Annotated in this window: 23 protein-coding genes and 1 riboswitch; of the genes, 14 read left to right on the top strand and 9 right to left on the bottom strand. The window is 70.8% G+C overall.

What is annotated here, in order from left to right; all coding sequences use genetic code 11:
* The first annotated feature begins 64 nt into the window (after window positions 1-64).
* On the top strand, window positions 65-1,546 hold the full coding sequence (lysX, locus tag MF672_RS09130; RefSeq protein WP_302893181.1) for a bifunctional lysylphosphatidylglycerol synthetase/lysine--tRNA ligase LysX: 1,482 nt from the start codon (window positions 65-67) through the stop codon (window positions 1,544-1,546).
* 36 nt (window positions 1,547-1,582) lie between these two features.
* Here the strand turns inward: lysX and MF672_RS09125 are convergent, their stop codons facing one another.
* On the bottom strand, window positions 1,583-2,512 hold the full coding sequence (locus MF672_RS09125; protein WP_242372234.1) for an NADP-dependent oxidoreductase: 930 nt from the start codon (window positions 2,510-2,512) through the stop codon (window positions 1,583-1,585).
* 76 nt (window positions 2,513-2,588) lie between these two features.
* Between MF672_RS09125 and MF672_RS09120 the strand changes: the two genes are divergently transcribed.
* Complete coding sequence (locus MF672_RS09120) at window positions 2,589-2,993, top strand: winged helix-turn-helix transcriptional regulator (protein ID WP_242372236.1); 405 nt, start codon at window positions 2,589-2,591, stop codon at window positions 2,991-2,993.
* Between the two features lie 914 nt (window positions 2,994-3,907).
* Window positions 3,908-4,117, top strand: a complete 210-nt coding sequence (locus MF672_RS09115; protein WP_242372239.1) for a LuxR C-terminal-related transcriptional regulator — start codon at window positions 3,908-3,910, stop codon at window positions 4,115-4,117.
* A 67-nt stretch (window positions 4,118-4,184) separates the two neighbouring features.
* On the opposite strand, the gene MF672_RS09110 is transcribed toward MF672_RS09115, so the two are convergent.
* Complete coding sequence (locus tag MF672_RS09110) at window positions 4,185-5,231, bottom strand: C40 family peptidase (protein ID WP_242372242.1); 1,047 nt, start codon at window positions 5,229-5,231, stop codon at window positions 4,185-4,187.
* 5 nt (window positions 5,232-5,236) lie between these two features.
* Window positions 5,237-5,388, bottom strand: a riboswitch (cyclic di-AMP (ydaO/yuaA leader).
* A 276-nt stretch (window positions 5,389-5,664) separates the two neighbouring features.
* Between MF672_RS09110 and MF672_RS09105 the strand changes: the two genes are divergently transcribed.
* The 6 genes from MF672_RS09105 to MF672_RS09080 all read left to right on the top strand — a co-directional run bounded on the left by MF672_RS09105 (window position 5,665) and on the right by MF672_RS09080 (window position 14,114).
* Window positions 5,665-6,234, top strand: coding sequence for an amino-acid N-acetyltransferase (locus MF672_RS09105; RefSeq protein WP_242372244.1), 570 nt, complete (start codon window positions 5,665-5,667; stop codon window positions 6,232-6,234).
* A gap of 85 nt (window positions 6,235-6,319) precedes the next feature.
* Window positions 6,320-7,651, top strand: a complete 1,332-nt coding sequence (locus tag MF672_RS09100) for an RDD family protein (RefSeq protein ID WP_247815209.1) — start codon at window positions 6,320-6,322, stop codon at window positions 7,649-7,651.
* 124 nt (window positions 7,652-7,775) lie between these two features.
* Window positions 7,776-8,264, top strand: coding sequence for an RDD family protein (locus tag MF672_RS09095; protein WP_242372250.1), 489 nt, complete (start codon window positions 7,776-7,778; stop codon window positions 8,262-8,264).
* Between the two features lie 511 nt (window positions 8,265-8,775).
* Window positions 8,776-9,108: a histone-like nucleoid-structuring protein Lsr2 gene (locus tag MF672_RS09090; RefSeq protein WP_242372259.1), complete on the top strand. Its 333-nt coding sequence runs from the start codon at window positions 8,776-8,778 to the stop codon at window positions 9,106-9,108.
* A gap of 1,063 nt (window positions 9,109-10,171) precedes the next feature.
* Complete coding sequence (locus MF672_RS09085; RefSeq protein WP_242372269.1) at window positions 10,172-12,673, top strand: ATP-dependent Clp protease ATP-binding subunit; 2,502 nt, start codon at window positions 10,172-10,174, stop codon at window positions 12,671-12,673.
* 502 nt (window positions 12,674-13,175) lie between these two features.
* On the top strand, window positions 13,176-14,114 hold the full coding sequence (locus MF672_RS09080) for a sugar phosphate isomerase/epimerase family protein (protein ID WP_242372270.1): 939 nt from the start codon (window positions 13,176-13,178) through the stop codon (window positions 14,112-14,114).
* Window positions 14,115-14,275: 161 nt separating this feature from the next.
* On the opposite strand, the gene MF672_RS09075 is transcribed toward MF672_RS09080, so the two are convergent.
* Entirely contained in the window at window positions 14,276-14,752 is a 477-nt protein-coding gene (locus MF672_RS09075; protein ID WP_242372271.1) for a MarR family winged helix-turn-helix transcriptional regulator, read from the bottom strand.
* A 65-nt stretch (window positions 14,753-14,817) separates the two neighbouring features.
* Here MF672_RS09075 and MF672_RS09070 point away from each other — a divergent pair, with 65 nt between their 5' ends.
* Window positions 14,818-15,198 carry a cupin domain-containing protein gene (locus MF672_RS09070; RefSeq protein WP_242372273.1) on the top strand — a complete coding sequence of 127 codons (381 nt, stop codon included), beginning with the start codon at window positions 14,818-14,820 and terminating at the stop codon, window positions 15,196-15,198.
* Window positions 15,199-15,212: 14 nt separating this feature from the next.
* Window positions 15,213-15,629, top strand: coding sequence for a cupin domain-containing protein (locus tag MF672_RS09065; RefSeq protein ID WP_242372275.1), 417 nt, complete (start codon window positions 15,213-15,215; stop codon window positions 15,627-15,629).
* A 5-nt stretch (window positions 15,630-15,634) separates the two neighbouring features.
* On the opposite strand, the gene MF672_RS09060 is transcribed toward MF672_RS09065, so the two are convergent.
* Window positions 15,635-16,393 carry an iron-sulfur binding domain-containing protein gene (locus tag MF672_RS09060; RefSeq protein WP_407654763.1) on the bottom strand — a complete coding sequence of 253 codons (759 nt, stop codon included), beginning with the start codon at window positions 16,391-16,393 and terminating at the stop codon, window positions 15,635-15,637.
* A gap of 196 nt (window positions 16,394-16,589) precedes the next feature.
* Here MF672_RS09060 and MF672_RS09055 point away from each other — a divergent pair, with 196 nt between their 5' ends.
* The gene (locus tag MF672_RS09055; RefSeq protein WP_242372280.1) at window positions 16,590-17,273 is read left to right on the top strand and encodes a hypothetical protein; all 684 of its coding nucleotides are present in this window, start codon (window positions 16,590-16,592) and stop codon (window positions 17,271-17,273) included.
* A gap of 19 nt (window positions 17,274-17,292) precedes the next feature.
* Here MF672_RS09055 and disA read toward each other — a convergent pair whose 3' ends face one another.
* From disA to MF672_RS09030, 5 genes are read right to left on the bottom strand one after another with little or no spacing between them, the layout of a single operon-like run.
* Complete coding sequence (gene disA, locus MF672_RS09050) at window positions 17,293-18,369, bottom strand: DNA integrity scanning diadenylate cyclase DisA (protein ID WP_242372283.1); 1,077 nt, start codon at window positions 18,367-18,369, stop codon at window positions 17,293-17,295.
* Between the two features lie 40 nt (window positions 18,370-18,409).
* Complete coding sequence (gene radA, locus MF672_RS09045; protein WP_242372287.1) at window positions 18,410-19,819, bottom strand: DNA repair protein RadA; 1,410 nt, start codon at window positions 19,817-19,819, stop codon at window positions 18,410-18,412.
* 37 nt (window positions 19,820-19,856) lie between these two features.
* On the bottom strand, window positions 19,857-20,162 hold the full coding sequence (gene trxA / locus MF672_RS09040; protein ID WP_242372290.1) for a thioredoxin: 306 nt from the start codon (window positions 20,160-20,162) through the stop codon (window positions 19,857-19,859).
* 5 nt (window positions 20,163-20,167) lie between these two features.
* Window positions 20,168-20,536 carry a MerR family transcriptional regulator gene (locus MF672_RS09035; protein ID WP_242372293.1) on the bottom strand — a complete coding sequence of 123 codons (369 nt, stop codon included), beginning with the start codon at window positions 20,534-20,536 and terminating at the stop codon, window positions 20,168-20,170.
* Between the two features lie 41 nt (window positions 20,537-20,577).
* The gene (locus tag MF672_RS09030) at window positions 20,578-21,276 is read right to left on the bottom strand and encodes a class I SAM-dependent methyltransferase (protein WP_242372295.1); all 699 of its coding nucleotides are present in this window, start codon (window positions 21,274-21,276) and stop codon (window positions 20,578-20,580) included.
* A gap of 56 nt (window positions 21,277-21,332) precedes the next feature.
* On the opposite strand from MF672_RS09030, the gene MF672_RS09025 reads away from it, so the two are divergent.
* A complete protein-coding gene (locus MF672_RS09025) occupies window positions 21,333-22,142 on the top strand; it encodes a sugar phosphate isomerase/epimerase family protein (RefSeq protein WP_242372298.1) in 810 nt (269 codons plus the stop codon).
* Entirely contained in the window at window positions 22,139-22,912 is a 774-nt protein-coding gene (locus tag MF672_RS09020; RefSeq protein ID WP_242372301.1) for a class I SAM-dependent methyltransferase, read from the top strand. The genes MF672_RS09025 and MF672_RS09020 overlap by 4 nt, the downstream gene beginning before the upstream one ends.
* Window positions 22,913-22,921: the final 9 nt, after the last annotated feature.

The raw sequence follows: 22,921 nt of genomic DNA, 5'->3' as shown, positions 1-22,921 counted from the left end.
GCAGCGCCCCTGCAGCGGGCCGACGAGCCCTTGCAGTTCGCCATATCCCCTACGCTTTGATGCTGTGAGCGAAGAACTTCCCGAGCAGATGCGGATCCGGAGGGAGAAGCTCGACCGCCTTCGGAGCGAGGGCGTCGACCCTTACCCGGTGAATTTCCCCCGTACGGCGACCAACGCCGAGGTCAGGGAGAAATACCAGGGCCTGGAGCCCGACACCGCCACCGGTGACACCGTCTCGGTGGCCGGCCGCGTCATGCTCAGCCGCGTGGGCGGGAAGCTCTGCTTCGCCACCCTGCGCGACGCCGAGGGCGACCTGCAGGTCATGATCTCCCTCGACCGGGTCGGCGAGGAGTCGCTGGCCCGCTGGAAGCGCGACGTCGACCTCGGCGACCACGTCGGCGTGACCGGCGAGGTCATCACCTCGCGAAGGGGCGAGCTGTCGATCCTGGCCGACTCCTGGCAGATCACCGCCAAGTGCCTGCGCCCGCTGCCGGAGAAGCACGTCGGCCTCACCGACCCCGAGGCCCGCGTCCGGCAGCGCTACGTCGACCTCATCGTCAACGACGAGGCCAGGCGGACGGCCCGCATCCGCAGCGCCACCGTGCGCGCGGTGCGCGACTTCTGGCACGAGGAGGGCTACCTCGAGGTCGAGACGCCGATGTTGCAGCCCATCCACGGCGGCGCGGCGGCCCGGCCCTTCAAGACCCACATCAACGCCTACGACATGGAGCTCTACCTCCGCATCGCGATCGAGCTCTACCTCAAGCGGCTGGTGGTCGGCGGCATCGAGAAGGTCTTCGAGATCAACCGCAACTTCCGCAACGAGGGCGCCGACTCCACGCACAACCCCGAGTTCACCATGATCGAGGCGTACGGCACCTACCTCGACTACCACGACATGGCCGACCTGACGCAGCGGATGTACCAGAAGGCCGTCGTGGCCGCCCTGGACACCACCGTGGTCGTGCACGACGGCGTCGAGGTCGACCTCGGCCTCGCCGAGTGGCCCCGGGTCCCGCTGTACGGGCTGGTCTCGGAGGCCGTCGGCGAGGAGATCACCACCGCGACGACGCTGGAGGAGCTGCGCAAGATCGCCGACCGGCGCGAGGTGCACTGGGACCCGAAGTGGGGCGCGGGCAAGCTCGTGCAGGAGCTGTTCGAGGCGCTGGTGGAGCACACGCTCGTGCAGCCGACGTTCGTCATGGACTATCCGCTGGAGACCTCGCCGCTGGCCCGGCTCCACCGCGACAACCCGCTGCTCACCGAGAAGTGGGACCTCATCGGGTTCGGCACCGAGCTGGGCACCGCCTACTCCGAGCTCAACGACCCGCTCGACCAGCGGCAGCGGCTGGTCGAGCAGTCGTTGCTGGCGGCCGGCGGCGACCCCGAGGCGATGCAGCTCGACGAGGACTTCCTGACGGCCCTCGAGTACGGCATGCCGCCCACCGGCGGCATGGGCGCCGGCATCGACCGGATGATCATGGCGTTCACCGGCAAGAACATCCGCGAGACCATCCTGTTCCCCCTGGTCAAGCCCACCCAGTGAGCGCGGGGCGGGGCCTTCGAGGCCCCGCCCGCCTCCTCAGAGGGTCAGCACCAGCCGGCCGCGCACGCCGCCGGCGGCCAGCCGGGCGTGCGCCTCGGCGGCCCGCTCCAGCGGGTACGTCCCCGCCACCCTGGGCGTCAGCAGCCCGGCCTCCACCAGCCGGACGATCTCCCGCAACTGCGCCGGGTCGGCGCGGAAGAACACCGTCGCCACGTCGATGCCCCGCAGCCCGACGGGCGCCACGCCGGCCGTCAGCGTCACGAAGCGGCCGCCGTCGCGCACCGCGTCGAGGGCGGCCAGCCCCAGCACCGCCGCGTCCACCGCGGCGTCCGCGCCTCCCGGCACCGCGGCCCGCACCCGGTCGGCCAGGCCCTCGCCGCGCGGCACGAACCACTCGGCCCCGAGCTCGCGCACCAGCTCCTCGTCCGCCGCTCCCGCGACCGCCACGACCCGCAGGCCGCGCAGCCGGCCCAGCTCCACCAGGTGGCCGCCGACGGCGCCGGCCGCGCCGGTCACCAGCAGCGTCCCTCCGGGGGCGAGGCTCGCGCGGTCGAGCGCCTGCCAGGCGGTCAGCGTGTTGAGCGGGAGCGTCGCGGCGGCCACCGGGTCCACGCCGCGCGGGGCGGGCGCGACCGCGTCGGCGTCCAGGACGACGTACTCGGCCTGGGCCTTGACCGGGACCTCCAGGCGGGCGGCCAGGCCGATCACCGCCTCGCCCACCCGGAAACCGGCGCCCTCGCCGACCTGGTCCACGGTGCCGGCCGCGTCGAAGCCCAGCCCGTACGACTCCAGCCGCCGCGCCACCCCGTAGTCGGCCACGGTGCCGTCGGCGATGGCGAGGTCGAAGGGGTTCACCCCGGCGGCGGCCACCCGGATCCGCACCTGGCCGGGGCCCGCCTGCGGCACCGGCACCTCCACCAGCAGGGGAGCGCCGGAACCGCCGATCAGTGCACGCATGTTCGTCATGTCCGCGACCCTAGAAAGAGTTGCTCTCTTCTGGTAAGTAGGCACCTGAAAGTTCGTAACTCACCTTGGAGGGGCGATGGCCACGAGGACGGCGGCCGAGCGGCGCGAGGAGGCCCGGCAGGCGTTCGACGCGTACTTCGCCGAGTGCCCGTCGCGCAAGCTGCTCGACCGGCTCAGCGACAAATGGGTGACGCTGGTGCTGACCGCGCTGGAGGACGGGCCGCGCCGCTACAGCGACCTGGCCCGCCGCATCGCGGGCGTGAGCCAGAAGATGCTCACCCAGACGTTGCGCGGGCTGGAGCGCGACGGCCTGGTGACCCGGACGCTGACGCCGTCGGTGCCGGTGCGGGTCGACTACGCGCTGACGCCGCTGGGCGAGAGCCTCATGCCGCTGGTCTCGGCCATCAAGGGGTGGGCGGAGCGGCACATCGAGGACGTCGAGGAGGCCAGGCGGCGCTACGACGCCTGCCCCGGCGCGTGAAACGTTCAGCGATCCAGCCGCACCGGCAGCCGGGCGAGGCCGCGCAGCACCAGGGTCGGCTTGTACGGCGGCGCCGTTGGCGCCGGCGTCCCGCAGCCGGCGCCGGAGCTTCGCCAGGTCGCGGAAGTAGTCGCGAAACTCCCTTCCGGACCGGCCGCTTTCCGACTTCAGCTCGTCTGTAAGCATCGGGTCAAGGCTGCGCGCGACGGCTTCGTTCCATCCGCGGAAGCGGTCGTGATCTCTCGGCGGCACCCCCAGCAGCTCGGAGATCACCATGACCGGCAGGGGGCACACGAAACCGGAAACCAGGTCAGCCTCCTCCGGCAACGCCCCGATCAGCCCGGCCGTGCCGGCCTCGACGCGGGGCCGCGGCCGCTCGACCGTGCGCGGGGTGAACGCCCTGCTCACCAGCCCGGGTAACCTCGTGTGATCGGGCGGGTCCGGCCGGAGACACGACTCGACGGGTTGACCTGCGGCTCTGTGATCGGACGGTCGCGAACTGTGCCCGAATCGGGGGTCGCGGAGCATGGCCGCGCACAGCTCGTGACCGGTCAGGACGAGCAGCCCAGCGGGGGTGCGGACGATCGGCCCGCGCTCGCGCAGCGCCCGGTGGCGCGCATAGGGATCATCCAGAAAACCAGGGTCCGCGGGATCAAAACCCAGGACGTCCGCCGACCCGGGGAGAAGGGACCCGAACGCGTGGACTGATCATCCGGATCGGTCATCACGTGTCCAGGATCCGATCCGCATATGGCGAGTACGTCACATATACGGGATCATGTCAATAGCGCTCGTCAAGTGCTGGAATGGGTACGCTTGACGACCTTTCCGAGATGCGTTTACCGTCTGCGAGACGAGCGGCTTTGGCCCGTTGCGAGGTCCGAATTCTGGTCTGTTGGGGGGGAGGGCTCCCGATGGAAGTGCTCGAAGGCGTTGAGCTGAGCCACGCGGATCTGGCTTTACTCGGCGAGCTGGCCAAAGGCGTCACGGTAGATCGGGTGGGCAGACGTCTGGACATCAGCGGACGTACGGTACGCCGTCGGTTGCGCTGCATCTGCGACCGCATCGGCGTGGCCACGGCCATCGAGGCGGTCGCCTGGGCGGCGCGCCGACAGCTCATCTGACGGGACGCTTGGCACCGCGGCCCGGCGCTCAGGAAGCGGGCGTCCGGTGACCGCGGGCACGCGCCCGTCAGTCGGCGATGCGGACCGCGCCGGCGAAGGGCCGGTTCGCGAGGGAGGCCACCCGGACCACGTCACCCGTACGCGGGGCGTGCACCATCATGCCGCCGCCGATGTAGATGCCGACGTGGTGCAGGTCGCTGTAGAAGAAGACCAGGTCGCCGGGGCGCAGCTCCTCCCGCGAGATGTGCCGGCCGGCCGTCCACTGGTCGCCGGTGTAGTGCGGCAGGGAGATGCCCACACGCTGGAAGGCGGCCATGACCAGCCCCGAGCAGTCGTAGGAGCTCGGCCCCTCGGCGCCCCACACGTACGGCTTGAGCTGCTGCGTGAGCGCCCACCTCGCGGCCTCGGCCGCCTTGCCGGTGCCGGGGATGGGCAGGTTGACGCGCACCGCGCGGGTGCCCGGCTGCCCGGCCTCGCCGAGCGCGCGCCGGTAGAGGCTGCTCTCGGCCTTGGCCACCAGGCCGGTGATCTTGTCGCGCTTGGAGTCGAGGTCGGCGACGATGCGGCGCAGCTCCTCCATGCGGGTCTTGGCGCCGGCCTGGGCGCGGGTGGCCGCGTCCATGGCCTTGAGCAACTGGTTGACCTCTTCGCTCTGCTGGGTCTCCAGCGCGTACGTGGTGGCGGCCCGGTCGAGGAACTGCTCGGGGTTCTCCGACTGCGTGAAGGCGAGGGTGCGGCTGAGGCCGCCGGTGATGTAGGCGTTCTGGGCGAGCATGACCGCCTTGGCGCGCTTGGCGGCGAGATCGGCCTGGCTGTCGGCGAGCGTCTTCTGCGCGGCGTCGGCGGCCTTCTTGGCGGTCTTGTACTTCTCCCGCTGGCCGTTGTACTGCTCCGTCAGCGTCTCGATCTGCACGTGCAGCTTCTCGACCTTGTCGGACAGCTCCTTGAGCGAAGGCTTGGGCTCCGCGGACGCCGGGGCGCCGGTGACGGAGGTCAGGAGCGCGGCGACCGCGACGGCCGCCGCTCCGAGGCGGAACGGCCGCCGGAACCGTTCCACGGGGCGGGCGTCCCCGCCCGCCGACCTGTTGTCCCCACGCGTGCGCGTGCGCTTCACCAACCAGCTCCTTTCCTCGACGCCTACCGGGTTAGCTGACGGGTTCGGGCCGGAGCAGCCCTACCGAACGATTCGGATTCACCCCGGGTGATGGCGTGCGGCGGTCGCCATCGGCGGGTCCCCGGCTTCCCTCGCGGGAATTGGGCGTGTCTCCCGCGTGCGACACGCGGGGAACGTCGTCGCTGGACACTAATGCACTCCCGGTTCCTGCTCAACCAGAACTGCTTGATCTGTTGAGGTTTCACAACTGAAGGGTCACAAGGTGATCTCGTGATCAAGCGTACAGAAGGAACTTTATGTCCTCTTTGCCCTTGGTTCTAACGGGCGGAGGTGGAGGCCGGACCTGCCCGAGGATGTCCCGTAAGTGACGCAGGAGGGGGACAGGCGAGGGAGATAAGTCCGAGCCGTAATGACATCTGTACTCTGGAGAGCCATGGAGCAGGTGGCCGAACTGACAGTGCCCGAGACCGCGGTGGTGGTCCGGCGTGCCCGCACGCCCGACGTCCGCGAGATCAGGCGCCTGGTCGACACCTACGCGGGCGCGGGTCCCCGGCTCCTGGAGAAGACCACGGTGACGCTGTACGAGGACGTACAGGAGTTCTGGGTGGCCGACCTCGGCGGGCGGGTCGCCGGCTGCGGCGCCCTCCACGTCCTGTGGGAGGACCTCGCCGAGGTCCGCACGGTCGCCGTCGATCCGGAGTGCCGGGGCAAGGGCATCGGCCACCGGATCGTCGAGGCACTCATACAGCAGGCGAAGGATCTGGGTCTGCGACGTGTATTCTGTCTGACTTTTGAGGTCGACTTCTTCGCGAGACACGGCTTCCGTCCCATCCAGGGGACACCGGTCTCACCCGAGGTCTACGCAGAACTGCTGGCCTCGTACGACGAGGGAGTGGCGGAGTTCCTCGACCTGGAGCACGTCAAGCCGAACACCCTGGGCAACACCCGCATGCTGCTCCATCTGACATCGGGTGACGCGGACCTTGACCACTTGGAAAGGTGATTGTTGATACCTATGTCGATACGTTGGGCAGCACAGGCATGTGCCCTGACACGTGCCACATGCGCACGCGAAGCGAGGTGACACGGTGAGCACCGGACAGCCGCCGTATCCGCAAGACGAATCCGGCGAGAACTCCGCGCCTGGCAATCCCCAGTACGGCCAGCCCCCCTACGGCCAGCAGAACCAGGGCCGCCACCCCGGCGAGCCCGACCCTGACGCCACGGTCGTCGGCTACCGCGCCGACGACGCCTTCGGCGGCCAGTCCCCCTACGGCCAGCAGCAAGGTCAGTACGGCCAGCAGGGACAGCAGGGGCAGTACGGCCAGCAGCCCCAGCAGGGGCAGCAGGGCTACGGCCAGCAGGGGCAGTACGGCCAGCAGCAGCAGCAGTACGGCCAGCAGCCGCAGTCCCAGCCCGGCTACGGCCAGCAGCAGGGCTACGGCCAGCAGCCCCAGTACGGGCAGCAGCCGCAGTCCCAGCCGGACTACGGCCAGCAGGGCTACGGCCAGCAGCAGTACGGCCAGCAGCAGGGCTACGGCCAGCAGCCCGGCTCCCAGCCGGGTTACGGCCAGCAGCCGTCCTCGGGCCAGTACGGCACGCAGCCCGACTACGGCCAGCAGGGCTACGGCCAGCAGCAGTACGGCCAGCAGCCCCAGTCGCAGCCGGACTACGGCCAGTACGGCCAGCAGCCGCAGTCCCAGCCGGACTACGGCCAGGGCTACGGCCAGCAGCAGCAGTCGCAGCCCGGCTACGGCCAGCCCGGCCAGTACGCCCAGCCGGGCCAATACGGCGACCAGCAGTACGGCCAGCAGCAGTACGGCCAGCAGGGCTACGGCCCGCAGCAGTACGGTCAGCCCGGCTACGGCCAGCCCGGTTACGGCCCCGGGCCGGTGGGCGTCCAGCCTCCCGGCGCGCCCGCCCCGCTCGCCGAGTGGTGGCAGCGCCTGGTGGCCAGGCTCATCGACGGCGTCATCCTGGCGATCATCAACTTCGTCGTCGGCCTGATCCTGGGCATCTTCTTCGTGGCCAGCTACAGCTCGCTCGACGGCAGCACCAGCGGGATCGGCTCGTCCTTCCTGGCGAGCATCCTGGCGGCCGTCGTGGCGGGTCTGCTCTGGATCGCCTACGACTACTTCCTGCTGAAGATGAGCGGGCAGACCGTCGGCAAGATGGTGATGGGCATCAAGGTGGTCCCCGTGGGCCAGCCGATGCCGGTCAAGGGCCTGTCCAACGACGCCGCGCTCAAGCGGGCCGGCGGCACGTGGGGCTGGTGGGTGCTGAACGCGATCCCGATCCTCGGCTGGCTGTTCGCCTACGCCGGTGTCGCGGTCAACGGCGCCTCCCAGCTCTGGGACAAGCCGCTGCAGCAGACGTTCGCCGACAAGTTCGCGCGCACGGTGGTCGTGAAGATCAAATAGTCCCGTGCGGGACGTCAACAGGGGCCGGCTTCGCGCCGGCCCCTATTGTTTGCCCGCCCGGCCGTACCAGAATGGTGAGACCTGCACTCCCCGAAGGGGCCACCGATGACGCGAGGTGGAGGTTATGGCCGGGACGGCGCCGCGAGCGGACACGCGGCCGGCGGAATGGTGGGAACGACTCGGTGCCCGGCTGATTGAGGGTCTCGTCTTCGGGGTCATCTATTACATTCTGTTCATCACGCTCTGGGGCGTCTTTCGAACTGTCGGCGTCCTGGAGGCGTTCGGCGGGCGGCTGCCCGGCATGGGCGCCTGGCTGGCCGCCGGAGCCGCTTATACGGGCTACGACTGGTGGGCCCATTCCCGGGGCGGCCGCACGTTCGGCAAGACGATCATGCGGATTCACCTGGTCCCGGACGAGCCGGCGCCCGGCGCGGCGCTGAAACGGGCGCTGGTCTATCCGGGCCCGCTCATGCTGGTGGGCATTCCGGTGGTCAATCTCCTGGCCGGAATGTTGCTGTTCGGCGTGGGCCTGCTCATCCTGATCGACAAGCCGCTGGAGCGCGGTCCGCACGACCGGCTGGCCGGAACGCGCGTGGTAAAAGATCTTCGCTGAGCGGGGCGTACCTGGGCGGATGCCTTTTCGCAAAATTTTCGCTTGATCCGGTAAGGAGCCTGGAGAGACTGGCATTAGGCTATGGGGCGTCCGGGTTGCCGGGTGTTGGCGCCCCTGCGACGCGCAGGGCATGTGTGTGCCGCTATGGTCAGGTGCGGGCGGTTCCCGCCGTACGCTGCACGGGGGTCACGCTCCTCCAGGCAGCGGACCCGGGCGCATATAGCGCCCCCGAAACCCCGTCAGCCGTGGAGGCGAGGACGAATGGAAGCCGTAACAGACGTATTGTCAGCGCTCATCCCCCCGGTCGTGGTCGCCGGAGCCTTCATCTTTGGCGTAGTGAAGTTGGTCCGCCACGAGGGGCCCGGGCGGCGTCCTAAGGCTCAGGAGCCGGCCGAGAAGCAGAACTGATCGGCCAGTCAGCCGAATCCCCGCAGGCTGAATTGTCTCAGCGCCTTTCCGGGTATATGTTTGGGCAGGCGAATGAAACAATGCCCGCGAAAGGATTGCGTAGATGGCCAAGCAGATCCAGGAGATTCTCATCGATGACCTCGATGGGGGCGAGGCCAATGAGACGGTCAGCTTCGCTATTGACGGCTCCTCCTATGAGATTGACCTCAGCGACCTTAACGCCAAGAAGCTGAGGGACGCGCTCTCGCCTTTCGTGCAGCACGCGCGCCGGGCGGGCGCCACCTCCACGCGTCGCCGCGGCCGTAGCGGCAACCGTGCGATGAGCCGCGAGAAGAGCTCGGAGATCCGGCAGTGGGCCAAGGCCCACGGTCTGCCGGTCAGCGAGCGTGGCCGTATCGCCTCCACCGTCGTCGAGAAGTACGAGGCGGCTCACTGAAAGAGCCGGTCGCTCGACCATGCGCTTATGCCGTTCGCCTTGGACCCCGGCGGCCGCCATAAGCGCATGATCGTATTCAGGGGCGTCTCGAATGCCGGACGCCCCGGAGGACGATCTGCTGACTTGCCCACATATGCGGGCGTTTTGGGCGGGGTCACGGTTCGTGTCCGGTGCCCTTTCGTCCATGAGCGCCCGCATATGTGAAGGTTCCGTGCCCGGCCTGCCCGAATGCCGAAAGGCCGCGGGCGCCGTTGCGCGGCGTGCGCGCCCGCGGATGGCCCCGCCGATGGCCCGGGGATGACGGAGGGCGACGGGCGAGTTGGGTGGCGAGATGCGCCGGGCATTGCGGGCGTCCCGGCGCGGGGAACGTACGTTGAATGAGGTATGCGGGCCCTCACCGTGTTCCTGGGTAAAAGCTGTGGAGCCGGCCGGGCTCCTTATGCGCGATCTCCCGCGGATGCCCGCGTGCGGCGCGGCAAAACCCGCTTGACCCGACATGTACGCACAATGTCGGTTCTCCCCGAGTGCGGCTGAGCGCGGCAGGCGGCCCAATCGCCGGATCACCGGGACCAGCGTGGCTGTTGGGGCGCCGTTCCTGTCCGGTAACTCCGCTGACCGGATGGGTATTGGAGTGAGAGTGCGGTAGGTGCCGTGTCATGCTCAGGGCGTAGCGCGCGCGCTTGGCCATCCATTGCCGGACGACATAGGATGATTACGCAACAGATACGGACGCGGCATCATCGGCGATGCGGCGGGCGCGGCCCCCGGCGGGCCACGACGCCCGGGCGTCCGGCGGCCGATCCGTGTTGATCTGCGTACGCCGCGGCGGCAATTCGGTGTCGTCTCCCCGTAGCGGCCTAAACATCGTTCGCTTGCGGCGTATCGGGAACACGTCACCCCCGAACAGTAGTTGGATGGAGGGTGAACGCCCTGCTCTCGGGGAACGTCTCTGCTATAGAGCGTGTCAGAGGCGATGGGCACGGTTCGCCGAGCCAGGGCTAGCATGCGGGAGGACGGGACCGGATTTACCGGCCTGACTGACCGCTCTGTGAGGAGCGACGAGATGTTCGAGAGGTTCACCGACCGAGCGAGGCGTGTTGTCGTCTTGGCCCAGGAAGAGGCCAGGATGCTCAACCACAACTACATCGGCACTGAGCACATTCTTCTTGGCTTGATCCACGAAGGTGAGGGCGTTGCCGCCAAGGCTCTGGAGAGCCTGGGCATCAGCCTTGAGGGTGTGCGCCAGCAGGTCGAGGAGATCATCGGCCAGGGCCAGTCGGCTCCGTCGGGGCACATTCCCTTCACCCCGCGGGCCAAGAAGGTCCTCGAGCTGTCGCTCCGTGAGGCTCTGCAGCTGGGCCACAACTACATCGGCACCGAGCACATCCTGCTCGGGCTCATCCGCGAGGGTGAGGGTGTGGCGGCCCAGGTGCTGGTCAAGCTTGGAGCTGATCTCAACCGCGTCCGGCAGCAGGTGATCCAGCTGCTGCACGGTTACCAGGGCAAGGAGCCGGCCGCCGCGGGCGGCCCCCAGGAGTCGGCCCCGTCCACGTCCCTGGTGCTCGACCAGTTCGGCCGCAACCTGACCCAGGCGGCCCGCGAGGGCAAGCTGGATCCGGTCATCGGCCGTGAGAAGGAGATCGAGCGGGTCATGCAGGTCCTCTCCCGGAGGACCAAGAACAACCCCGTTCTCATCGGCGAGCCCGGCGTCGGCAAGACCGCCGTCGTCGAGGGCCTGTCGCAGAAGATCGTCAGGGGCGAGGTGCCCGAGACGCTGAAGGACAAGCAGCTCTACACGCTTGACCTCGGCGCCCTGGTCGCCGGCTCCCGCTACCGCGGTGACTTCGAGGAGCGCCTGAAGAAGGTGCTCAAGGAGATCCGCACGCGCGGCGACATCATCCTGTTCATCGACGAGCTGCACACGCTCGTGGGTGCGGGCGCCGCCGAGGGCGCGATCGACGCGGCCAGCATCCTCAAGCCCATGCTGGCCCGCGGCGAGCTGCAGACGATCGGCGCGACCACGCTCGACGAGTACCGCAAGTACCTCGAGAAGGACGCCGCGCTGGAGCGCCGCTTCCAGCCGATCCAGGTGGCCGAGCCCTCGCTCAGCCACACGATCGAGATCCTCAAGGGTCTGCGCGACCGCTACGAGGCGCACCACCGCGTGTCCATCACCGACGACGCGCTGGTGGCCGCGGCCCAGCTCGCCGACCGCTACATCAGCGACCGCTACCTTCCCGACAAGGCGATCGACCTCATCGACGAGGCCGGCTCGCGGATGCGCATCCGCCGCATGACCGCGCCGCCGGACCTGCGCGAGTACGACGAGAAGATCGCCAACGTGCGCCGCGACAAGGAGTCCGCGATCGACGCGCAGGACTTCGAGAAGGCGGCCGCCCTCCGCGACCAGGAGAAGCAGCTCCAGCTCAAGCGCGAGCGCCGGGAGAAGGAGTGGAAGGCCGGCGACATGGACGTCGTGGCCGAGGTCACCCAGGAGCTCATCGCCGAGGTCCTGGCGACGGCCACCGGCATCCCGGTCTTCAAGCTGACCGAGGAGGAGTCGCAGCGCCTGCTCCGCATGGAGGACGAGCTCCACAAGCGGATCATCGGCCAGGACGACGCCATCAAGGGCCTGTCGCGCTCCATCCGGCGCACCCGCGCCGGTCTGAAGGACCCGCGCCGTCCCGGTGGCTCGTTCATCTTCGCCGGCCCGTCCGGCGTCGGTAAGACCGAGCTGTCCAAGGCGCTCGCGGAGTTCCTCTTCGGCGACGAGGACGCGCTGATCAGCCTGGACATGTCGGAGTTCATGGAGAAGCACACCGTCTCCCGGCTGTTCGGCTCGCCTCCCGGCTACGTCGGCTACGAGGAGGGCGGCCAGCTCACCGAGAAGGTGCGGCGCAAGCCGTTCTCCGTGGTCCTGTTCGACGAGATCGAGAAGGCCCACCCTGACATCTTCAACTCGCTGCTGCAGATTCTGGAGGACGGTCGCCTGACCGACGCCCAGGGTCGGGTGGTCGACTTCAAGAACACGGTCATCATCATGACCACCAACCTCGGCACCCGTGACATCTCCAAGGGCATCGGGGTCGGGTTCGCGAAGTCCAACGACACCGAGTCCAACTACGAGCGGATGAAGGCGAAGGTCCAGGAGGAGCTGAAGCAGCACTTCCGGCCCGAGTTCCTCAACCGTGTCGACGACATCGTGGTCTTCCACCAGCTCACCCCGGTCGAGATCATCCAGATCGTGGATCTGATGCTCGCCCAGGTCGACGCCCGGCTGAAGGACCGCGACATGGGGCTCGACGTCTCGCCCGAGGCCAAGCAGCTGCTGGCCGACCGCGGTTACGACCCGGTCATGGGCGCCCGGCCGCTCCGCCGGACCATCCAGCGCGAGCTCGAGGACTCCCTGTCGGAGAAGATCCTCTACGGCGAGCTCCGTCCGGGGCAGGTCGTGAAGGTGACGATCGAGGGCGAGGGCGACGAGGCCAAGTTCATCTTCAAGGGCGAGTCGTCCTCGAAGGTCCCGGACTCGGCGGCGGCCATCGCGGCTCCGATCCAGCACTGACCCCCGCGGCGCCGGGCCCGGCCCGGCGCCGGCCCAGGGCGGCCTGACGCTGACGTGAAGCCCCCGTGTGTTTCGTCACACGGGGGCTTTTCGCATGCCCGGCGGGACGCGCTGTGGGATCGTGTGGTCGCCCGTGACGGTGCGGCTGGTGCAGTGGGGCGCTTCCCGGGCAGGGAGCGCTCTTCGTGCCTTGTGGGGCCGTGCGCGTCCCTTGAGAGGGCGGGCGGACCGTGACGTACGGGTGGTAACCACGTCGTTGCGTAATTGTTGGCATGGCGGGTATGCCACCACCGCAAGTAGTACTACACTGCGTAGAGCTTCGCCAAGTCTCATCCAAGTGAGCCACAAGAGCGCGTTCCTAGCCTGGGGCCTGCTCCCCGGGGAGTAGTGCGGAATCAACTCTGGGCGGACGCGGGCGGGGCTCGTGAGCAGGCATGCTCGACGAGGTCCGCGCGTCCGGGGCGGGCGACGGACACACACCAGCAAGCCGTGGAGGAAACCGATGCGCCTGCGTCACGATGACGGAACGCTCGTTCACCTCGCCTACAACGCAGGCGTCCACCCCGCCGAGGACCTGGAGAACCTGATCGCCCACCTCACCCGCTACGCCGTGCCCGTGCGCAAGCGGCTCGGGGTCGAGCGGATGGGCATCGGCCTGTGGCTGTCGCCGAGCGTGGCCGACCACCTCACGGCCGACCGCATCGAGCTCGTCCGGCTGCGCCGCTCCCTGGAGGAGCGCGGTCTGGAGGTCGTCAGCCTCAACGGCACCGGCGGCCGCAACCAGGAGGTGCCCGGCCCCGACTGGGCCAAGCCCGAACGCTACCGCTACACCATGGCGCTGGCCCGCATCCTCGCCTTCCTGCTGCCCGAGGACGTGCGCTTCGGCAGCATCTCCACGATCCCGATCGGCTGGCGCCGCGACTGGCCCGCCGACCTGCACACCATCGCCACCCGCCGCCTGGAGCGGCTGGCCCGCGAGCTGCGCGGCATCTACAGCGTCACCGGCAAGACGATCAGGGTCGGCTTCGAGCCGTGGCCCGGCTGTGTCCTGGAGACCACCGAGCAGGCGCTGGAGCGGGTCGGCGGCATCGACTCCGAGCACCTCGGCGTCTGCCTGGACGCCTGCCACCTCGCCTGCGGGGACGAGGAGCCGGGCGCCGCACTCAAGGGCCTGGCCGAGGCGGGCGCGCCGGTCGTCAAGCTGGGCCACGTCCACAACCACAGCGGGCAGACGCCCAGCACCGGGGCGGTGCTGCACGACACGCTGACGGCGATGTTGTCGGGGGCGGTCAGCGGGAGCGCGCACATCGAGGTCGAGACGCACAACCTGTTCGTGCCCGGCCGCGCCAAGGGGCCCGGGGCGCTGGTGTCGATGCTGGCGGAGGAGCTGGACTGGGCCCGCAGCAACCTGACCGGCCTGGGTCTCCAACTGGCCGCCTGAGCCGACCGCCCGCCGGCACCTCGCAAGGGCGGCCACCCGAAGGCCGCCCGCCCGCGCCCCCCGAACGCTGTGAGGGCCGCCCGCCCGCGACCCGGTGGCCCGTCTGCGGCCCGGCCGCCCTGGGGCGGCCCGCCCGTCGCGGCCGGGGACGTGTGTGGGGGCTACAGGGAGCCGAACCAGCCGGGCATGTCCAGCCGCCACGGGTTGGCCGGCGTCATCTTCCGCAGGTCGGACTCCAGCTCGCGCAGCCGCTCCTCGCCCAGCTCGGCGGCCCAGCGGGCGCGCAGGGCGTCGAAGACGACGGCCGAGCGGCGCAGCGCGTCCATCCCGTACGGCGTCAGCCGCACGACCTTGCGCCGCGTGTCACGCGGGTCGGTGGCGCGCTGCACGTACCCGACGCGCTCCAGCGCCTCGATCGTCTTGCCGGCCGCCTGTTTGGACACGCCGAGCACCCGGCCCAGCTCGACCGCCGTGGTGCCGCCCGGGCCGATGGCCTGCATGACGAAGCCGTGCATGGGCCGCAGGTCGGGATGACCCTGCCGGGCCAGCTCGGCGTGCAACTCGTCGATGAGCGCCCGGAACGCCAGCAGCAGCCGCAGCGGCAGCTCGAAACCGGGGGCGGGGGCGTCGCTTGACACAATAGACAACCTGATTGACTATATGGATGGACAACGTAGTTGCCTATCTTAGGGGGTTCCCCGCGATGACCGTCATTCGCGCCGCCGACGCGCGGCGTTCCGAGACACCGGGCGGGGTCATGACGACCTTCGCCTCGCCCACGCAAGGCGCGGCCGCCCGGTCGATGTGGCGCGTGGAGGCCAGGCCCCGCGCGGTCGGGCCGCTGCACGACTTCGACGCCGAGCAGGTGTGGAGCTGGCTCGACGGGACGGCGACCGTCGAACTCGGCGAGGAGAGCTTCAGCGTGGCGGCGGGCGACACCGTCGTCATGCCGGCCCGCACGCCGCGCCGGGTCACCGCCGGGCCGGACACCGGCTACACCGCCGTCGTCACCGCCCGCGCCGGCGCCAGGGCGCTGTCCGCCGACGGATCCGACGACTACGGCACCCCGCCGTGGATCGCGTGAGAGGAAGGACTTCCATGCCTGTTGTGCTGAATGCCGAGTGCCGCCGCACCGAGACGCCCAACGGCGTCATGACCACGCTCGCCTCCCCGACGCAGGGACAGGCCGAGCAGGCCGTGTGGCGGGTGGACGCCAGGCCCGGGATGGTCGGGCCGGTGCACGCCTTCGACGCCGAGGTGTTGTGGACGTGGCTCGACGGGGCCGCGGTGGTCGAGCTGGGCGGGGAACGCCACGAGGTGGCGGCCGGTGACACGATGGTGTTGCCGGCGGACGTGAGCCGGCGCATGCTCGCCGACCCGGAGCGCGGCTTCGTCTCCATCGTGACCGCGCCCGCCGGGACGAAGGTCTACAACCCGGACGGCGCCGCGGCTCCGGACGCCTGCGACCTGGCCCCCAAGGGCACCGAACGCCTGGTGCCCCTCTGGGCCCGCTGACGGCCTCAGGCGTGGGGGAGGCGGTAGGTGTCGTCGTCGAGGGCTTCGGCGAGGCCGTCGGCGACGAGGCCGTCCAGGGCGCGTTCGCGCTGGACCGCGTCGTCCCACACCACGTCCAGCGCCGCCTTCGGCACCGGCCCGTGGGCGGCGCGCAGCACCGCCAGCAGGCGGCCGCGGCACTGCCGGTCGCTGCCCGCGTACGTCTGGCCCTTGCGCGCGGGCCCGGCGTGCGGCGGCTTGCCGGCGAGCCGCCAGGCGCACACCTGGGCGAGCGGGCAGTCGGCGCAGCGTGGCGCGCGGGCCGTGCAGACCAGCGCCCCCAGCTCCATCACCGCCACCCCCCAGCGGGCCGCGCCCAGCTCGGGCAGCAGCGACTCCGCCAGCCGCCGCTCGGCCGCCGAGGTGGCTGTCGGCGGGTACTCCTCGGCGCGCACCGCCCTGGCGAACACCCGGCGCACGTTGGTGTCCAGCACCGCGTGCCGGCCGCCGTAGGCGAAGCTGGCGACCGCGGCGGCGGTGTACTCGCCGATGCCCGGCAGGGCCAGCAGCGTGGCGTGGTCGGCGGGCACCTCGCCGCCGTGCTCGTCGGTGATCGCGCGGGCGCAGGCGTGCAGGCGCAGCGCCCGCCTCGGGTAGCCGAGCCGGCCCCAGTGGCGCACCGCCTCGCCGGGCTGCTCGGCCGCGAGGTCCTTGGGGGTGGGCCAGCGTTCCATCCACTCGTGCCACACCGGCAGGACGCGGACGACCGGGGTCTGCTGCAGCATGATCTCGCTGACCAGCACGCCCCACGGGGTGGCGTCGGCGGCCCGCCAGGGCAGGTCTCTTGCGTTGTCCTCGTACCAACTGAGGACAGCGTTGTGCAGGAGATGAGGCTCAACCACGCCGACAAGGGTATGCCTACGGGAATGACCTCGGCGTGTCGTCACTGTGCGCATCGCTCTGGTTACCATGCTGGAGCCTATGGATCCCGAGACGATGCGTGGCGACGGCGGTGACGTTTACTGGCGGCGCCGGATGAGCGTGCTGGTGGCGGTGCTCGTCGTGGTGGCCGTGGTGGCGTGGGCGTGTTCCAGCGGGGGCGAGGGCGGGCCGGAGCAGAGCTCGGAGGCGAAGGCGTCGCCGAGCGCCACGCCGGCGGTCGATCCGCTGCTGGCGGGGCTGCGGACGCTCGCCATGGGCACCGCCAGCCCGTCGCCGACCCCCACCTCGTCGGGCCGGCCCACCCCCGCGACCTCCCGGTACAAGCGGCCGGGCGCGCCCTGCGCCGAGGAGGACCTCGTGCTGAGCCTCCAGGGCGGCAAGGACCAGATCTACGCGGCGGACGTCCGGCCGTCCTTCATCGTCACGCTGGTCAACACGGGCCCGGTGATGTGCCGGGCCGACGTCGGGCCGCGCGCCATGGAGATCCGGATCACCTCGGGGCAGGACCGCATCTGGTCCACCGCCGACTGCGTGAGCGGCGTCGCGAACGACGTCGCCGAGCTGCAGCGGGGCGTGCCGTACGTGCGGTCGCTGAGCTGGGACCGCCGCCGCTCCAGCGCCGACTGCCGCTCCACCCCGCCGGCCGCGCTGCCCGGCACGTACGTCGCCACCGCCCGCTTCGGGAGGCTGCGCAGCACCAAGGGCGTCTTCCACCTCCGCTGAGCGCCCCGGAGGGGACGGGTCAGACGTAGCGTTCGAGGATGGAGGACTCGGCGAGGCGGGACAGGCCCTCGCGGACGCTGCGCGCCCGGGACTCGCCGACCCCGCCCACCGCCTGCAGGTCGTCGATGCTGGCCGCGAGCAGCTTCTGCAGCCCGCCGAAGTGGTTGACCAGCCGCTCGACGACGGTGGCGGGCAGCCGGGGCACCTTGGCGAGCAGCCGGAAGCCGCGCGGGCTGACCGGGCTGTCGAGCTTGTCGGCCCCGTGGTGGCCGAGGACGTGCGCGACCGCCGACAGGTCGAGCAGGTCGGCGCCGGAGAGCTGGTCGAGGTCGTGCATGGCCTCCGGCAGCCGCTTGTGCCGCCGCCCGGAGGGCGCGGGCAGGTAGTCGCGCACCACCAGCTCGCGCTCGGAGTCGACCCCGGCCACCAGCTCGTCGAGCTGCAGCGACAGCAGCCGCCCGTCGGTGCCCAGCTCGACCACGTAGCCCTTGATCTCGTCGGAGATGCGGCGCACCATCTCCAGCCGCTGGGCGACGGCGGCCACGTCGCGGACGGTGACGAGGTCCTCGATCTCCAGGGCCGACAGCGTGCCGGAGACCTCGTCGAGGCGGTGCTTGTAGCGTTCGAGCGTGGCGAGGGCCTGGTTGGCCTTGGACAGGATGGCCGCCGACTCCTCCAGCACGTAGCGGATGCCGTCGAGGTAGAGGGCGATGATCCGCATCGACTTGCTGATCGCGATGATGGGCAGGCCGGTCTGGCGGGCGACGCGCTGGGCGGTGCGGTGGCGGGTGCCGGACTCGTCGGTGGGGATGGACGGGTCGGGCACGAGGTGCACGGCGGCCCGTACGATCTTGTCGTCGTCGCTGATGACGATGGCGCCGTCCATCTTGGCCAGCTCGCGCAGCCGGGTCGCCGAGAAGTCGACGTCGAGCTGGAAGCCGCCGCTGCAGAGCGTCTCGACGCCGTCGTTGTAGCCGAGCACGATCAGCCCGCCGGTCTGCCCGCGCAGGATGCGCTCCAGGCCGTCGCGCAGGGGCGTGCCCGGCGCCACCGCCGCCAGAGCTTCGCGCCGGCGGTCGTCCAGACTCCTATCCACCTGACCCCCGTGTCGATCGGTCACGCCCAGCTTAGCCGTGCTATGTGACGTGTGTGAGAGCGTCCCAGACGTTCTCCGCCTGCACGACCTCGAACCCGGGCGCGAAGGCGACCGGCCCGACCGGCACGAGCGCGCGCTGCCCGGCGCGCCGGCGGGTGCCGTCCTCCAGCGAGCCCGCGGGGACGAGCGCCCGCTTGAAACCCAGCCGGGCGGCCTCGGTGAGCCGCCGGCGCACGTCCTTGACCGGCCGCAGCTCCCCGGCCAGGCCGACCTCGCCGAGCGCGACCAGCCCGGCCGGCAGCGGCTTGTCGCCGGCGGCGCTCGCCACGGCGAGCATGACCGACAGGTCGACCGCCGGGTCGGCCAGCTTGATGCCGCCCACGGTGGCGGTGAAGACGTCGCAGCCGCCGAGGCGGGCGTTGAGCCGCCGCTCCAGGACGGCGAGGATCATCTGCACGCGGTAGGTGTCGAGCCCGGAGGAGGTGCGCCGGGGCTGCTGCGCCTCGGTGCGCGCGACGAGGGCCTGCACCTCGGCGGGCAGCGGGCGGGTGCCCTCGACGGTGACGGTGACGCAGGTGCCGGGCACCGGCTCGCTGCGCCGGGAGACGAACAGGCCGCTCGGGTCGGTGATGCCCTCGATGCCGCGTTCGTGCAGGTCGAAGCAGCCGACCTCGTCGGTGGGGCCGAACCTGTTCTTGATCGCGCGGACCATGCGCAGCCGGGAGTAGCGGTCGCCCTCGAAGTTGAGCACGACGTCGACCAGGTGCTCCAGCGTGCGCGGGCCGGCGATCGAGCCTTCCTTGGTGACGTGGCCGACCAGGACGGCCGCCATGTTGCGCTCCTTGGCCAGCCGGACGAGGTTGGCCGCGACCTCGCGCACCTGGGTGACGCCGCCGGGCACGCCGGTGGCCTGGGCCGAGCCGATCGTCTGCACCGAGTCGACCACGAGCAGCGTCGGCTGGACCTTCTCCACGTGGGTGACCAGCGCCGACAGCTCGGTCTCGGCGGCGAGGTAGAGATTTGGCTGGATGGCGCCGATGCGGTCGGCGCGCAGCCGCACCTGGGCGGCGGACTCCTCGCCGGTGACGTAGAGCACGGTCTCGCGCTCGGCGATGCGGGCCGCGGCCTCCAGCAGCAGCGTGGACTTGCCGATGCCGGGCTCGCCGGCCAGCAGCACGACCGCGCCCGGCACCAGGCCGCCGCCGAGCACGCGGTCGAGCTCGCTCACCCCGGTGGTGCGGGCCGTGGCGACCTCGGCCTTGACCTGGCCGATGGGCAGGGCGGGCGCGGTGGTGGCGCCGCCCTGGACCATGGTGACGCCGGCCCGCCCGCCCTCCTCGTCGACCGTGCCCCACGCCTGGCACTCGCCGCACCGGCCGACCCACTTACTGGTGCGCCAGCCGCACTCGGCGCAGCGGTAGCCGGGCTTCGGGGCAGTCGTCTTGGCCATGCCGAGCAGGCTAGCGCCGCGCGCCGACAAACTCCCGTCAGGCGAGGCCCAGCTCGCCCTCCAGCAGACGCTTGGGCTTGGCGCCGACGACCCGCTTGACCGGCTCGCCGTTCTCGAACAGCAGCAGCGTCGGGATGCCCATCACGCCGTACTTGGCCATGATCTCGGGGTTCTCGTCGGTGTTGAGCTTGCCGATCGTCAGGCCGCGCTCGGCCTCGATCTGCTCCAGCACGGGCGCCACCATCCGGCACGGCCCGCACCATTCGGCCCAGAAGTCGACCAGCACCGGCTTGTCGCTCTTGAGCACCTGCTCCTCGAAGTTCTCGGTGGTCAGCGTGATCATGTGATTCATCCCCTTACGAAACAACCCGGGCACGACTGGGCGAGCTGGGCGGCGACCTCGGCGCGGCGGTTGAGCAACGCCCGGATCTCCGCGTCGATCTCGTCGAGCTTGCGCTGGTACACCTCGACCGACTCGGCGCACGCGCCGCCCGTGCTGTGCCCCCTGCGCAGGCAGTCGACGAACGGGCGGGTGTCCTCCAGGGTGAAGCCGACCGCGAGCAGCGCCCGGATCTCGCTGACCAGCTTCACGTCGTCCTCGGTGTACTGCCGGTAGCCGTTGGACCCGCGCCGGGCCTTGAGCAGCCCGTGCTGCTCGTAGTAACGCAGCGAGCGGGTGCTCACCCCGGTGCGTTCCGCCAGCTCTCCGATGCGCATGCTTCCACGGTAAACGTTGACACCGACGTCAATGTCAAGCCTCAGTAGTGACGCCAGCGCAGCACGTTCGGGTAGGCCAGCTCCAGCCCCGGCGTCTCGGCGATGGCCTGCTCGGCGACCTCGGGCGCGAACTCGATGCGCAGCACCGCCTCCAGGTCGGCCCGCCGCTCGAAGGCCATGCGGAGGTCGAGCGGCCGGCGCTGCCAGCCGTGCCGGTCCCAGAACGCCTCGACCTCCCTGGCCGAGTACGCGGGAACGGTCCGCGAGAACCACCGCCCGAACGCGCCGCGCGTGGCGTCCAGGTCGATGACGAACGCCGTGCCGCCGCGCCGCAGCACCCGCGACAGCTCGCGCAGCCCGGGCTCGCAGCCGGGCCCGAAGAAGTACGCCCAGCGCGCCATCGCCACGTCCACGCTCGCGTCCGGCAGCGGCAGGTCCTGGGCCGCCGCGGCGTGCACGCTGACGCCGGGCAGCGCGGCGCAGCGGCGGCGGGCCAGCGCGGCCAGGTCGTGGTGCGGCTCCACGCCGATCACCCGGGCCGCCTCGGCGGCCAGGCCGGGCAGGTGGTAGCCGGTGCCGCAGCCGATGTCGAGCACGGTGGCGCCGTCCCAGGGGCGCACCGCGCGCATCGCGGCCTCGGCGGCCCGCTCGGGGTCGACGGCGCGGTTCTCCAGCTCGTAGACCTGCGGGGTGTTCCAGATGTTCGGGCTGGGAACCGCCCCCTTCGCAATGCGTGGCATGCCCCAACGCTAGGGGGTCGCGCGCCTTCTCGGCTTATCCGGCTTAGGCTGGCAACGTGGCTGATGTCATCCGCGTGCCCAATGCGAAGATCGCATTGTCCACGGCTTCGGTATATCCGGAACGCACTCCCGACGCGTTCGAGCTGGCCGCCCGCCTGGGCTACGACGGCGTGGAGATCATGGTCGGCGCCGACCCGGTGAGCCAGGACATCGACGTGATCGAGCGGCTCTCCGAGCATTATCAGGTGCCCGTCCTGGCGATCCACGCGCCCTGCCTGCTGGTCACGCAGCGGGTGTGGGGCCGCGACCCGTGGGCCAAGCTGCTGAAGGCGCAGAAGGCGGCCGAGCGGCTCGGCGCCTCCACGGTCGTGGTGCACCCGCCGTTCCGGTGGCAGCGCGAGTACGCCAGGGAGTTCGAGACCGGCCTGGCCAGGATGCGCGACGAGACGGACGTCACGTTCGCGGTCGAGAACATGTTCCCGCTGCGGGCCAGGGGCAACGACGTGGTGCCGTACGCGCCCGACTGGAACCCGATCGACTACGACTTCCCGCAGGTCACCCTCGACCTGTCGCACACGGCGGTGTCGGGCTCCGACGCGATGGAGATGGCCGTCAAGCTCGGCGACCGGCTGGCCCACCTGCACCTCGCCGACGGCGTCGGCGTGACGAACAAGGACGAGCACCTGGTGCCCGGCCGGGGCACCCAGCCGTGCGCCCAGATGCTGGAGCGCCTGGCCACCACCGGCTACTCCGGCCTGGTGGTGCTGGAGATCAACACCCGCAAGGCCGCCAGCCGCACCGAGCGCATCGACGACCTGGCGGAGGGGCTGGCCTTCGCCCGCCTCCACCTGGCGGCCACCACATGAACATCGGTCCCATGCGCGAGCTGGGCGGGGTGTTCGACCGGGTGGCCGACGCCTACGACGCAGGCCGGCCCAGCTACCCCGACGAGATGTACCGCGCGGTGTGCGAGCTGACCGGCGTCGAGCTCGACGGCGCCATGACGGTGGACGTCGGCGCGGGCACCGGCATCCTGACGCGGGCGCTGCGGGCGCGCGGCTCGCAGGTGATCGCCGTCGATCCTGGCGCGGGGATGCTGGCGCGGCTGCTGGCGCGGGCCGGCGGCGGCGGGCAGCCGCCGCTCGCGGCCGTGCAGGGCGACGGCAACGCGCTGCCGGTGGCCGACGGGGTGGCCGACCTGGTGACGTACGGGCAGTCCTGGCACTGGCTCGACCCGGCGGCCTCGATCGCCGAGGCCCGGCGGGTGCTGCGGCCGCGCGGCGCGATCGTCGGCTGCTGGAACCTGCACCACGCCGCCCAGGCCCGCTGGCTGGCCGACTACGAGGCGCGGCTGGCCGAGGAGGTGCCGGCGTACTGGGGGCCGGCGGTGGAGGAGTGGGCGGTGCCGCCCATCGCCGCGGCCTTCGAGGTGATCGAGGAGCGGTGGATCCCCTGGACGCGGCTCGTCGGCATCGAGGACTTCCTGCTCGACCTGCGCTCCCACTCGTACATGGCGGCGCTGTCGCCGGAGGCGGCCGACGCGCTGGTGGAGCGGCAGCGGGCCGAGCTGCGCCGCGAGTTCCCCGAAGGTCTGCTGTCGGTGCCCATGCGGGTCTACCTGGCGGTGGGCAGGTGACGCGAGGGG

The sequence above is a fragment of the Actinomadura luzonensis genome, assembly GCF_022664455.2.
GTDB lineage: Bacteria > Actinomycetota > Actinomycetes > Streptosporangiales > Streptosporangiaceae > Nonomuraea > Nonomuraea luzonensis.
The sequence above is the reverse complement of the archived record's forward strand: the minus strand, read 5'-3'. Positions and strand labels throughout refer to the sequence as shown.